Source organism: Aequorivita xiaoshiensis (assembly GCF_022008395.1).
Lineage (GTDB): Bacteria > Bacteroidota > Bacteroidia > Flavobacteriales > Flavobacteriaceae > Aequorivita > Aequorivita xiaoshiensis.
The window spans coordinates 82,140-94,972 of record NZ_JAIRBB010000006.1; the positions used below are offsets into that span (position 1 = coordinate 82,140).

The window sequence follows — 12,833 nt, forward strand, 5'->3', positions numbered from 1 at the left end:
ATATGAATAAATTTTAAAAGATTTTTTGAAATTTTGCACTTGGAACTAGGTGCTTTAAATGATTTGGCGCTTATATTTCTTACATTTGAACAAAATTTAGGAAGATGGATAGAAAGCAAGCTTTTATAGATAGCATTAACTCTGGATACCAGACTAAAGGTGACTTTATAAACTTAGGTTCAGCGATGCTGGACGGAGCAACTATTAAAGATACTTTTATTAAAATCCCATTAAAAACACTTAATCGTCACGGGCTTATAGCTGGAGCGACGGGAACAGGGAAAACAAAAACACTTCAAATTCTCGCAGAAAATCTTTCTGAAAAAGGAATTCCTGTTTTGCTAATGGATGTAAAAGGTGATTTAAGTGGGATTGCGCAACCAGGAGAAAATAATGCTAAAATTGAAGAACGCCACAATGCAATTGGCTTTCCTTACGAAGCAAAACAATTTCCTGCTGAAATTCTTTCCCTCTCAGACCAAGAAGGAGTTCGCCTACGAGCAACCGTAAGCGAATTTGGTCCTGTTTTACTATCGAGAATTTTAAACCTAACCGATACTCAGTCGGGGATTGTTTCAGTTATATTTAAGTACTGCGACGATCATAAAATGCCTCTTCTTGATTTAGAAGATTTCAAAAAAATATTGCAATACACTACAGAAGAAGGTAAAGACGAATTTAGTCAAATGTACGGAAGAATTTCAACCGCCTCCACTGGAGCTATTCTTCGTAAAGTAATTGAACTTGAACAGCAAGGAGCCGATTTGTTTTTTGGTGAAAAATCATTCGACCCACAAGATTTACTTCGTATAGATGAAAATGGCATGGGATATATCAACATTATTAGGTTGACTGATATTCAAGATCGCCCAAAGCTATTTTCAACCTTTATGCTTAGTCTTCTGGCTGAAATATATGCTACATTTCCAGAACAAGGAGATAGCGGAAGACCAGAGTTAGTTATTTTTATAGATGAAGCACACTTAATTTTTAAAGAAGCAAGTAGCGCTTTACTTAATCAAATTGAAAGTATTGTTAAGTTAATTCGATCAAAAGGTGTTGGACTTTACTTCGTTACTCAAAATCCTACCGATGTACCAGACGCAGTTTTGGGTCAATTAGGATTAAAAATTCAACACGCACTTCGAGCATTCACTGCAAAAGATAGGAAAGCTATAAAATTAACTGCTGAAAACTATCCACTTTCAGATTATTATAAAACTGATGAAGTTTTAACAGCCTTAGGAATTGGAGAAGCTTTAGTGAGTGCATTAAATGAAAAAGGAATCCCTACTCCACTTGCGCGTACAATGCTTCGAGCTCCAATGAGTAGAATGGATATCCTTTCTGATGCTGAATTAAAGAGTTTGTTGAAAAAGTCAAAACTTATCCCTAAATACAACGAAGTAGTTAACAGGGAGAGTGCATACGAAATGTTGACCGAAAAAATAGAAATCGCCAACAGGGAAGAGGCAAAAGCAAAAGCAGAAAAAGAAAAGGAAGCTGCAAATAGATCTAGCAGCAGACGTTCTTCATCAAGAAAAAGTAGCACTACAAACCCTTGGATTAAAACAATATCTAGCCCAACTGTAATAAGAAGTGTACTTGGAATTTTAAGCAAAATGATGAAATAACATCCTTATAGGATTAAATATTAAAAACAACTTATAAACCAGAATAACAAAAAAATAAATGAAAAAGACGTTAATTTTAGGTGCTGTAGCGGCATTATTGTTTGTACAATGTAAAGAAGAGAAGGATCCTTATACCATTAATAAAGGAGCTATTGGAAGTTTGACGAGTGAAATTAAAATCAAGCAGATTGATTCAATTTTCGCAAATGATTCTATTGTAAAAATAAGCTCTTCTCCTAATGCTTTAGAAACTCAAGGTGAAGTAGAAATATATGAAAAGGGAGGTAAGAAATTAATGCTACTTTCACCTAAAAATGAATCTGACCCTAATTCACCAATAACTAATATTCAGGTTTTCGATTCACGTTTTAAAACAGACAAAGGATTAAATTCTGCAAGTAAGTTTAAAGATGTAAAAGCAAACTACACTGTTGAAAACATCCAAACAACCATTAATTCAATCGTTGTTTTCCTAAAAGACACCGACGTGTATCTTACAATCGACAAAAAACATCTTCCTGAAGAATTAAGATACGATCCAGAAGTTAAAGTAGAAGCAACTCAAATACCAGACGATGCACCCTTCAAATACTTTATGATTGGATGGGAACCTACTGCCGAATAAATTGTTTTCGGAATACTCAGTTAAATTCATTTATTTGATGTTTCGTAGAACTGAAATTCATTGAATTTTTAGGCATCAAAAATAAAATATATAACAACCCCTTGACCTCAAGGGGTTTTATTTTACCTAATATTAAAATAATGATTTACAAAAACAGATTCTTCACGATTAAATCTTATATTAGTTTTAAATAAAGTGATCAGTTTCACTTAAAACCAAAAATTGAAATATTTAAAGCTTAAGTTAAGGCTGACTATACCCTTCGAAATAAATGAAAGAAATACCACCACAAATTATCAGACAAATTTTCGTGATTTTACTCATACTTTTAATGGGTACACTAATTTTTCGTGAACTTTTACCTTATCTCACAGGTGTTCTGGGGGCAATCACTATTTATGTTCTTATGCGTAAATGGATGGTTAAATTGGTTAAAAAGAAAAAATGGAATCCATCATTAGCAGCCACTTTTTTAATGTTAATATCGTTTGTTGGAATCTTGATTCCTATTACAGGAATAATCTGGATGCTAACTAACAAAATAGGTAAAGCAGCAGAAAACTCGGCAGATGTAATAAATGCACTTAAAACCCAATTAAAAGATGTGGAAGAGAGGTTTGGTTACGATTTTGTTTCAAATATAGATACTTCCGCAATTACTAGTTGGCTTACCGAAAACCTTCAAGGGTTTGCAGGGGGTACTTTCAATGCCTTTATAGCAATTGGACTAATGTACTTTATACTCTTTTATATGTTCACAAACCGAAGAGATTTAAAAGAATCTCTGAAGGAATATATACCCATGGATCGTGAAAACATAAAAGAAATTGGAAAAGAGATACAGGCTATGGTGCGTTCTAATGCTTTGGGAATTCCCTTGGTTGCTGTCGCCCAAGGGATAGTGGCTTTAATAGGTTTCCTAATATTTGGAATTGAAGATCCTTTTTTCTGGTTTGTTATTGTAACTATTGGGAGCATGATTCCATTCGTTGGTACTTTGGTCGGTATTTTACCCGTGTTTGTCCTCACTCTTTCCACGGGAGACAACTTTCAAGCTTGGGGTATTTTAATTTATGGCTTTGTAGTAGTAGGTTCTACAGACAACATTATTAGACTTTATGTTCTTAAACAACTAGATGATGTACATCCCTTAGTTACCTTAATAGGAGTTATAGTTGGTGTACCACTCTTTGGATTTATCGGACTAATTTTTGGCCCTCTCTTAATTAGCCTATTTATGGTGATTGTTAAGATTTACAGAAAAGAATACGGGAAAATAGAAATGGCTTCTAAGCAAACTGAAGAGCCACGAGAACTGTAGGGTTTAATTAATTTTCTCAATATCTTATTTTTATAACATAATTTTAAAACTTTCAACCTCAGCAATATTGTATCTTTAAAAGAAAAAATTTATGTCATTTAAAGGAATATTTTCAAAAGAGAACTTCAATCCAGGAAATCGAGATTCAGGTGTTACTGAAGATTATTTAGAAAAGGAGGTGGCTAAAGTTAACGATGACGATGTTGAGATCGTCCTTCAAAACGAAGAAGAAATAAACAAGAAGTTTAGCGGTGCGAATTCCTTATCAAAATATGCCGAACTCGGAAAGATTATGATAGGAATGCTCAAAGATATCAAGAACAGAGTCTACCCTGAAATCCCGTGGTTTACTATCGCAACAATCGTATTGGCATTACTATATGTTCTTAATCCTTTTGACATTATTCCAGATTTTATACCAGGAATAGGGTATATAGATGATGTTTCAGTACTAGCTATAGGGACAGGTTGGGTTGAAAGTGACTTACACAAATATCTCGATTGGAAAATAAAAGAAGGCAAAGGCCTTTAAGCCTTAATTATGCCTTCTTCGTTCTCTTGCTAACAATGTGTTTTTAAGCAGCATTGCAATAGTCATTGGCCCAACTCCTCCAGGAACAGGTGTAATAAATGATGCTTTTTTGCTTACATTTTCAAAATCTACATCACCAGTGATTACATAACCTTTGGGTTTGCTTGGGTCTTCTACTCTTGTAATACCCACATCTATAATAACAGCGTCATCTTTTACCATTTCAGCTTTTAGGAAGTTAGGAACTCCTAGTGCTGAGATAATAATATCTGCTTGGGTAGTAATTTGAGAAATGTTTTTTGTATTACTGTGTGTTACGGTAACAGTACTATTTCCTGGCCAACCTTTACGACTCATTAAAATACTCATAGGACGCCCTACAATATGGCTTCTTCCTATAACCACAGTGTGTTTACCTTTGGTATCAACTTTATAACGTTGAAGTAATTCAAGTATTCCAAATGGCGTAGCTGGAATAAATGTACTCATATCCAAAGCCATTTTTCCAAAGTTTTCAGGATGGAAACCATCTACATCTTTTGAAGGATCTACTGTAAGTAATACTTTTTGTGTGTCGATTTGTGGAGGTAATGGAAGCTGAACAATAAATCCGTCGATATTATCGTCTTCATTCAATTCCTTAATTTTTTTCAACAACTCTAGCTCACTTGTTGTATCAGGCATTTTTACTAGTGTAGATTCAAAACCAACACGTTCACACGCTTTTACCTTACTACCAACGTAAGTAAGACTCGCACCATCATTTCCTACAATAATTGCAGCTAAATGTGGAACTTTTTCGTTTTTTGCCTTCATCTTTTCAACTTCGGCAGCAATCTCATTTTTAATATCGTTACTTACTTTTTTTCCGTCTAGAATAGTCATGGTTGAATTTAATGTATTCAGCGGCTGTTGCTGTTAGTTGTATACCACACTCCAACTTTGCCTGGTTATCAAAAAAATATAATTATATACTTACTTAATGTTTCACTGTTAGCTTTTTAGCAGTTTTTAATCTTAAAAATTTTAAACATCTACATTATTTTCAATGGCTATAAAAACAGTAAAAATAAATTAGCCAAGCATTAAATAAATAATGCGAAAGCTTTTAAACAAGTAATTCTTTCTAAATACTCTTGAAGATTTAACGCATTTTATTCATAGCTTGCATCATCTTTCTTCCACCGCCACCTTGCATCATTTTCATCATTTTGCTCATCTGATCAAACTGCTTTAGTAATTGATTTACTTGCTGAACGCTAGTTCCACTACCTTTAGCAATACGCTTTTTTCTACTTCCGTTAATCACAGACGGCTGAGACCTTTCAGTTGGTGTCATTGAATGAATAATAGCTTCAATTCCTTTAAAAGCATCGTCATCAATATCAACATCTTTTAGGGCTTTCCCAGCTCCAGGTATCATCCCCACAAGATCCTTCATACTACCCATTTTCTTAACCTGTTGAATTTGGTTTAGGAAATCGTCAAAGCCAAATTGGTTTTTAGCAATTTTCTTCTGAAGTTTTCTTGCCTCTTCTTCGTCAAATTGTTCTTGTGCTCTTTCAACTAAGGAAACAACATCTCCCATCCCCAAGATACGATCTGCCATACGTTCTGGGTGGAAAACATCAATGGCATCCATCTTTTCCCCAGTACCAATAAATTTAATTGGTTTATTTACAACACTCTTAATCGAGATTGCAGCACCTCCACGAGTATCACCATCTAATTTAGTAAGTACAACCCCGTCAAAATTCAGCCTTTCATTAAAAGCTTTAGCTGTATTTACAGCATCTTGACCTGTCATGGCATCAACAACGAAAAGGGTTTCTTGAGGATGTATTGCCTGATGAACATTTGCGATTTCTGTCATCATCGCTTCATCTATTGCCAAACGTCCAGCAGTATCGACAATAACAACATTAAATCCGTTTGTCTTAGCATGTTCAATTGCGTTTTGCGCTATTTGAACAGGGTTTTTATTTTCAGGTTCACTATAAACCTCAACACCTATTTGATCTCCAACTACGTGCAACTGATTAATTGCAGCAGGACGATAAACATCACAGGCAACCAATAGTGGTTTCTTAGTTTTTTTAGTTTTTAAGAAATTAGCAAGTTTTCCAGAGAATGTGGTTTTACCACTACCCTGAAGACCAGACATTAAGATAACAGTAGGCGCACCAGATAAATTAATACCAGCAGTTTCACCACCCATCAGTTGAGTAAGTTCGTCTTTTACCAACTTAACCATCAATTGACCAGGTTGAAGTGTAGTAAGTACGTCTTGACCTAATGCTTTTTCTTTTACTGTATTAGTAAATTCCTTAGCAGTTTTAAAGTTAACGTCGGCATCCAAAAGAGCGCGACGCACTTCTTTTAAAGTTTCTGCTACGTTTACTTCGGTAATACTACCGTGACCTTTTAAAACGTGTAACGCTTTGTCCAGCTTATCGCTTAAATTATCGAACATATTCTTGCTTTCTTTATATTATTAACTCTTTAGCTAAAGCTACTGAATTGGAGTGCAAAGATAACACTATGGAAGGGAGTATCAAAAAAGTACACAGTATTATATCTGCCTTAAACTATGTTTTTTCTAATTTTAAATATATTCGTGTTATAAGGTTGTACTTAAAAAAAATCATAATTTTTTCATAAATCGATTTAATGCACCCTTCTACACATAACAAAAACACCTCGAATTTGGTATATTGCCCCTTTACATAAGAAATAGAATATGAAAGAAGCTATACTCTCCCCTTTTCAAAAGTTTGTTAAACTCCAAAGTGCTACTGGTATCCTATTACTAGTTACTACTATAATTGCTTTGGTCTGGGCAAATAGTCCGTTTGCAGATAGTTACGTATCACTTTGGGAATATGAATTGGGTATAGTTACCGATAATTTTGAACTGAAGAAACCCTTGCTTCTCTGGGTTAATGATGGGCTTATGGCCATTTTCTTTTTCTTGATTGGTCTTGAAATTAAAAGGGAGTTTTTAATTGGCGAACTTAATTCTACTAAAAAAGTTATGTTCCCCTTATTTGGAGCCCTGGGAGGAATCGTATTGCCTGTATTACTATTTATATTGATAAACCAAAATCCCGAAACCCTTAAAGGTTGGGGGATTCCTATGGCTACCGATATTGCCTTTTCGCTGGCAATCTTAAAAGTTCTTGGTGACCGTGTGCCCTTAAGTTTAAAGATTTTTTTAACCGCATTTGCTATTGTAGACGATTTAGGAGCTGTACTGGTAATTGCAATTTTCTATAGTGGTAGTTTAGATTATGTATTATTAGGATCTGCACTTGCGTTTTTAGCCTTCGTTTATTTCATTAGCTATAAAGGTTTTTACTCTAAGTATTTAACTATGCTTTTTGGATTTATAGTTTGGTTGCTATTCCTAAAGGCTGGATTACATCCAACTTTAGCGGGTATTTTAATGGCTTTTGCTGTACCAGTTCGACAAAAAATTAGCACTCACGAATTCTCTCATCAACTTGAGGGAATTGTAAATTCTATAAAGCAAAGCAACACGCTTCAGAAACCAGTACTTTCAGCTGAACAACTAGTACTTGTTGACGACTTAGAAGATTGGGCAGATAAATACCGATCACCTTTACAAGCTTTGGAGCACGAACTTCACAATGTGGTGGCGTTTATTGTAATCCCAATTTTTGCTCTTGCAAATGCCGGAGTAGCACTCTCTAGTGAATCTGGACTTGAAAACACCTTGGTTATAAATATTATAATATGTTTAATTCTTGGGAAGAGTATAGGAATATCAACGACAATCTTTTTAGCTAGAAAGTTTAAAATTATTACTGTACCTAGCGATATTACAAACAAGCAAATAATTGGAGTATCGTTCTTAGCAGGTATCGGATTTACAATGGCTATTTTTATCGCTAGCTTGGCATTCAATACACATCCTGAGTATATTGATTCTGCTAAAATAGGAATCCTTATAGGCTCATTCCTTTCAGCTATTATTGGGTATGGATTACTTTATTATAAATCTCATAAAGGGCAGTTTAATCACAATCCAAACGTTGTAAGTAAAGAGAAGTAAGTTTTAAGTCTCAATTTTTGATATAAACGGTAGAAAAGTAAAAAGTGAAATCAATAATAATCAGACTTCTACAGCTATCGAAGTAAGTGATTTAAGTGCAGGCGAATACGTTCTAAAAATATCAAATGAAGATAAAATTACATCGCAAAAAATAATCATTAAATAGAAATTTACATTCTTTTATTATTCTAAGCGTAAAAACGTGTAAGAATTCCTTTGCGAAATTCTATACGTTTTTCCGTTTATTAGAAATTCACCTTGCCAAATTTATTATAAAAATTAAATGTATTTATAATATTTTCATACTTTAATCGTAATATTGCAATGTATTAATTAACTCAAAAAATGGGAATTACTAAATCTGAAAAATTCACAGAACAGCAAAATCAAATTGCAAACTTTGCAAAGGCCTTTGGTCATCCAGCTCGCGTAGCTATTCTTCAGCATTTATTTAAAATCAACACCTGTATTTGTGGTGATTTGGTTGAAGAAATCGGACTAGCCCAACCTACTATTAGCCAACATTTAAAAGAGTTGAAAAACTTAGGATTAATTAAAGGGAATATAGAAGGCACTAAAGTTTGCTATTGTATTCACAATGAAAATTGGACAAAAATGAAGTTAGTTATGCACGAATTTTTAGACCAAGACATTCTTACAACTGAATGCTGCTAAACAAATACACATCATCACACCTAAAACAAATACTATGAAAAACGAACAAGAATTAAAAGATATCGTCAAAGAACGTTACACAAAAATCGCAGAACAAGGCAAATCTGAAAATGCAGCTTCTTGCTGTGGCGCAACCACTCCATCAAATAAGGTTTACAACATTATGATGGACGACTACTCCGAAACTAAAGGGTATTCTGAAGATGCTGATCTAGGTTTAGGCTGTGGTCTTCCTACAGAGTTTGCACACATTAAAAAAGGTGATACTGTAATCGATTTAGGCTCTGGTGCAGGTAATGACTGTTTTGTTGCTAGACATGAAACAGGTGCAGAAGGAAAAGTTATCGGTATCGACTTCACTCCTATTATGATTCAAAAAGCACGTATAAACGCTGATAAATTAGGCTATAACAACGTTGAGTTTAGAGAAGGCGATATAGACGCAATGCCAGTTGGTGACGACACGGCAGATGTAATTGTAAGTAATTGTGTATTAAACCTTGTTCCTAACAAGCAAAAAGTTATTGGTGAAATCTACAGAGTTTTAAAGCCAGGAGGACATTTCAGTATTTCTGATGTTGTATTAGTTGGCAATCTCCCTGATGCCTTAAAAGAAGACGCCGAAATGTATGCAGGATGCGTGGCTGGAGCAATTCAGAAACAAGAATACCTACAATTTATTCAAGATGCAGGATTTGTAAATATTCAAATTCAAAAGGAAAAACCAATTGTTATTCCTGATGATATTCTTGAAAAATATCTTTCAACTGAAGAGGTAAATGCTTTTAATAATTCGGATACAGGAATATTTAGTATTACTGTTTATGCGGAAAAAGAAGGTGAAAAATCAAATAAACCTAAATTAAATCTAGCTGACATTCAAGACAACACTTCTTGCTGCGGTCCAGCTTCAAGCTGCTGCTAGTAACTAGTGATAATTCATTAAAAAAATGCCCCTTTTCAAACTTCGGAAAGGGGCGTTTTAATTTTATCTTTAACCGAAATTAACTTAGCCCGTTTTAAGCAAATACTAATTCTTAGTTAAAAGAATTAAAGTCTAGAAAGCCTTTCTAACTTTAGCATTAAATTCGATACCTAATCGTATCTATTAATGTCAGGGATTTTCAAAATTCATCACGCTACAAAAACTAAAACCATTTTTAGATGTTTAACGTTATTATTAGGGATCCTTTTTAGCAGTAGTTTATATTCTCAAAGGCAACAATTAGAAGGAAGTATTAATGCAGTTGATGATATTGATGTTGAAGGTGTCAATATTTTTAATATTTCTACAAATAAAGGAACCGTTACCGATGCAAATGGGAAGTTTCTAATTTCAGTAAGAGAAAAAGATACACTTTCTGTTTCGGCTATTCATATTCAAACAACTACCTTGATTATTGGTGCGGAACAAATGACTAATAAGAAAATCATAATTCATCTTAATGAAAAGATGAACGAATTAGGCACCGTAACTTTAAGGAAACCCCTTACTGGATACATAGGTTCTGACGCTAAAATAATTCCAATACACGAAATAATAACCGCAACTAGCATGGGACTTCCAAATGCCGATAGACCTAAACTTACTAAAACACAAAGGCAATTGTACGCAGCAAACTCTGGTCCTGTAGATGCGCTTGTAAATATGATTTCCGGAAGGACTAAAATGCTAAAAAAACATTTAGAGTTCGATAAAACCTCAGCATTAACCCTAACACTCCTTGATAAATTTCCAGAAACCTATTTTACAGACGAATTAAAGATTGAAAAACTGAAAATCTATTCTTTTATTTTCTTCTGCGAGGCTGATCCAGACTATCAAACAACATTGAAAAAAAGCACTATCGAGATTACTGACTTTTTGAAACGAAAGAGCAGCGAGTTTAAAAACCAATAACCCCAAAAGCTAAATTTGTATTAAAAGGAATTTCAAAAATGTTTTACGGGTTTTCCTTTTTAACTTTGTTTCAGAATTAGAATATTGCTAAACAAATAATAATTTGTAGCTAAAAAGTGCTAAAACAGTTTCAACCTAAACTTGATGGCCTTATACTACAGCTTATCTAAAATAAAATATATGAATAACGATAAACTTTTGAACTATATAGACACCATAATAAAAAATATGCCAGCCGACTGGTTAAATCTTACAACACATCGGCTAGATATTTATAATGAAGATTTAGCAAAAACACAGTTTTTAGAGCAATTTGAAAACTTATATGCCGCTAATAATGCTGATACCAAGGCACTTTCCGAATTACCTACGGCTTACGATTATATTAGATTAGGGCATCCATTATCTTGTGTTTTAGAGTGGACAATTGCTAAACTCGATAACTTAAAACCTGAAAACGTTATAAGTTTTCAATCCAATACAATTCCTGTATTAGCTATCCTACGAAAAAACCATTTCCAAAATAAGAACACTCAGATTATTTACACAGATGAGCTACCTGGAATTTTTAATACTGAAATTTTAAAAGAAGTTTATGGGTATAATTTCCAGGTAAAGAAAATAGAAAACGCAGATGATATTCCTGAATTTGATGGAAGTACTGTTTTGATTTCACACCAAACTAAAATTTCAAAAACCGAGCTTAATTCAAATGTTGACTTCTATATCAATCTATACGGACATCTAGGAAGTATATTAATAGTGAATGGGGAAAAGAATGAAAATTATATTTCGGAAATACAGCACGTTAGAAGAAGAGAGACTGTAGCTATGACGCCAAATAATTGCTTGATAGCTTTGAAAGCAATTATTGAAAATTCTAAAATTGAAACTATAGATATCAGTCAAACTGATAAGGAAAAAGTATTAGATTCGATTAAAGAAATTACCGGTACAACATCAAAACCCTTAGTTGCAACTAGTGGCTTATCTATTCAATATGCCATAATGATGGGGCTTGTTCACGATGCTCTTGAAAACCACAAAGGGAAAGACATCAGGTTTATTGTCCCACCAAACTGTTATGGAGGAACAAACGACCAAGCAAGACGAGTTGCTGCTTGTATCGAAAATGTTGAGATTGAAGATCTATTAGTTGATGGAGATAATGATATGGTTCAGAGTATCGACACGGTTTTGGCTAAAATTGCTAAAGAAGATGCTGTTCCGTATATCATTGCTGAAATCCCTACTAACCCTAGAGTTGAAGTCCCAAACCTTCAAAAACTAAAAGAGGTTTTAAGTAAGGAAAGAAAAACCTCATCGGGAGAAACTGCTATCGATCCTGTTTTTATATTAGACCAAACTTTTTGCCCGAACGTTCACTTTTTAGGAGAAGGTGAAATGCTTTCAACAGTAAGAACAATTTCCTTTGCTAGTGGTTCAAAATTTCCAAGTGGTGGACTATGTACAGCAGGATATTGCGCAGGAAATGACAAAACCGCAGCCCTGATGAAGAAGATTGAAGAACATTTAAGCTTATGTGATAACGAAGCCACGCAACTTCAATATGAAATACTCGCAAAACAATTGCCATCTATGAATCAACGAATTCACGATGCGTACGAAAACACACGCGAATTTGTAAACTTTATTCAAGAAGCACTACCTGATGCAAAAATTAATTTTGTTTCAGAAGAATTAGCTGAGCAAGGTTTTACTCCTTCTGTTTTCTCATTGGATTTACCTACAAAAGGAAATTCTGCTGAAGAAAAAGAAGCTTATAAACGAGCTTTAAATCATAAACTCATCAATTTAATGATTACTGAAATTCCAAACGAGAGTAAATATTGCGTGAGTTATGGGCAATTAAAAGGGTGTTACTGGACTATTCCTGCAACATCCACTCAAGGAACAACTAAAGAAGGTGATAAGGACTATATCGCTCGTGTTGCCCTTTCTCCAGATTTAAACTTGGATTTGCATAAAAAGGTGTTTTTAAAATTTGTAGATAGCATGTAAGTTTAAAAATATCGAATTGATAAAAGGCACGTTTACTTTGGTATGCGTG

At 34.0% G+C, this 12,833-nt stretch carries 12 protein-coding genes; 10 read left to right on the top strand and 2 right to left on the bottom strand.

The genetic code is table 11. From position 1 onward, the window contains the following. The first annotated feature begins 104 nt into the window (after positions 1-104). The 4 genes from K8344_RS08610 to K8344_RS08625 all read left to right on the top strand — a co-directional run bounded on the left by K8344_RS08610 (position 105) and on the right by K8344_RS08625 (position 4,112). On the top strand, positions 105-1,634 hold the full coding sequence (locus K8344_RS08610) for a helicase HerA-like domain-containing protein (RefSeq protein ID WP_237608325.1): 1,530 nt from the start codon (positions 105-107) through the stop codon (positions 1,632-1,634). A 58-nt stretch (positions 1,635-1,692) separates the two neighbouring features. After that, positions 1,693-2,259 (top strand): hypothetical protein, encoded by a 567-nt coding sequence (locus tag K8344_RS08615; RefSeq protein ID WP_165146770.1) that lies wholly within the window; start codon positions 1,693-1,695, stop codon positions 2,257-2,259. Positions 2,260-2,530: 271 nt separating this feature from the next. Further along, positions 2,531-3,580 (top strand): AI-2E family transporter, encoded by a 1,050-nt coding sequence (locus K8344_RS08620; RefSeq protein WP_237608326.1) that lies wholly within the window; start codon positions 2,531-2,533, stop codon positions 3,578-3,580. Between the two features lie 91 nt (positions 3,581-3,671). Continuing rightward, entirely contained in the window at positions 3,672-4,112 is a 441-nt protein-coding gene (locus K8344_RS08625; protein ID WP_237608327.1) for a YkvA family protein, read from the top strand. Positions 4,113-4,115: 3 nt separating this feature from the next. On the opposite strand, the gene K8344_RS08630 is transcribed toward K8344_RS08625, so the two are convergent. Together K8344_RS08630 and ffh are read right to left on the bottom strand one after the other, a co-directional pair. Beyond that, positions 4,116-4,997, bottom strand: a complete 882-nt coding sequence (locus K8344_RS08630) for a bifunctional 5,10-methylenetetrahydrofolate dehydrogenase/5,10-methenyltetrahydrofolate cyclohydrolase (RefSeq protein WP_237608328.1) — start codon at positions 4,995-4,997, stop codon at positions 4,116-4,118. A gap of 259 nt (positions 4,998-5,256) precedes the next feature. Beyond that, on the bottom strand, positions 5,257-6,585 hold the full coding sequence (ffh, locus tag K8344_RS08635; RefSeq protein ID WP_237608329.1) for a signal recognition particle protein: 1,329 nt from the start codon (positions 6,583-6,585) through the stop codon (positions 5,257-5,259). 267 nt (positions 6,586-6,852) lie between these two features. Between ffh and nhaA the strand changes: the two genes are divergently transcribed. The 6 genes from nhaA to K8344_RS08660 all read left to right on the top strand — a co-directional run bounded on the left by nhaA (position 6,853) and on the right by K8344_RS08660 (position 12,784). After that, positions 6,853-8,187, top strand: coding sequence for a Na+/H+ antiporter NhaA (gene nhaA / locus K8344_RS08640; RefSeq protein ID WP_237608330.1), 1,335 nt, complete (start codon positions 6,853-6,855; stop codon positions 8,185-8,187). A gap of 13 nt (positions 8,188-8,200) precedes the next feature. Then, a complete protein-coding gene (locus K8344_RS14300; protein ID WP_420908352.1) occupies positions 8,201-8,353 on the top strand; it encodes a T9SS type A sorting domain-containing protein in 153 nt (50 codons plus the stop codon). A gap of 179 nt (positions 8,354-8,532) precedes the next feature. Continuing rightward, positions 8,533-8,862: an ArsR/SmtB family transcription factor gene (locus K8344_RS08645; RefSeq protein ID WP_237608331.1), complete on the top strand. Its 330-nt coding sequence runs from the start codon at positions 8,533-8,535 to the stop codon at positions 8,860-8,862. Positions 8,863-8,896: 34 nt separating this feature from the next. Beyond that, complete coding sequence (locus K8344_RS08650; protein WP_237608332.1) at positions 8,897-9,787, top strand: arsenite methyltransferase; 891 nt, start codon at positions 8,897-8,899, stop codon at positions 9,785-9,787. Between the two features lie 186 nt (positions 9,788-9,973). Then, entirely contained in the window at positions 9,974-10,762 is a 789-nt protein-coding gene (locus K8344_RS08655; protein WP_237608333.1) for a carboxypeptidase-like regulatory domain-containing protein, read from the top strand. 180 nt (positions 10,763-10,942) lie between these two features. After that, entirely contained in the window at positions 10,943-12,784 is a 1,842-nt protein-coding gene (locus K8344_RS08660) for a PLP-dependent aminotransferase family protein (protein WP_237608334.1), read from the top strand. Positions 12,785-12,833: the final 49 nt, after the last annotated feature.

What these genes read in the sequence shown, in the direction of transcription:
- K8344_RS08650 (WP_237608332.1), top strand. Translation starts at nt 8,897, where the DNA reads ATGAAAAACGAACAAGAATTAAAAGATATCGTCAAAGAACGTTACACA.
- K8344_RS08625 (WP_237608327.1), top strand. Translation starts at nt 3,672, where the DNA reads ATGTCATTTAAAGGAATATTTTCAAAAGAGAACTTCAATCCAGGAAAT.
- K8344_RS08630 (WP_237608328.1), bottom strand. Translation starts at nt 4,997, where the DNA reads ATGACTATTCTAGACGGAAAAAAAGTAAGTAACGATATTAAAAATGAG.
- K8344_RS08655 (WP_237608333.1), top strand. Translation starts at nt 9,974, where the DNA reads ATGTCAGGGATTTTCAAAATTCATCACGCTACAAAAACTAAAACCATT.
- nhaA (WP_237608330.1), top strand. Translation starts at nt 6,853, where the DNA reads ATGAAAGAAGCTATACTCTCCCCTTTTCAAAAGTTTGTTAAACTCCAA.
- K8344_RS08645 (WP_237608331.1), top strand. Translation starts at nt 8,533, where the DNA reads ATGGGAATTACTAAATCTGAAAAATTCACAGAACAGCAAAATCAAATT.
- ffh (WP_237608329.1), bottom strand. Translation starts at nt 6,585, where the DNA reads ATGTTCGATAATTTAAGCGATAAGCTGGACAAAGCGTTACACGTTTTA.
- K8344_RS08615 (WP_165146770.1), top strand. Translation starts at nt 1,693, where the DNA reads ATGAAAAAGACGTTAATTTTAGGTGCTGTAGCGGCATTATTGTTTGTA.
- K8344_RS08660 (WP_237608334.1), top strand. Translation starts at nt 10,943, where the DNA reads ATGAATAACGATAAACTTTTGAACTATATAGACACCATAATAAAAAAT.
- K8344_RS08620 (WP_237608326.1), top strand. Translation starts at nt 2,531, where the DNA reads ATGAAAGAAATACCACCACAAATTATCAGACAAATTTTCGTGATTTTA.
- K8344_RS08610 (WP_237608325.1), top strand. Translation starts at nt 105, where the DNA reads ATGGATAGAAAGCAAGCTTTTATAGATAGCATTAACTCTGGATACCAG.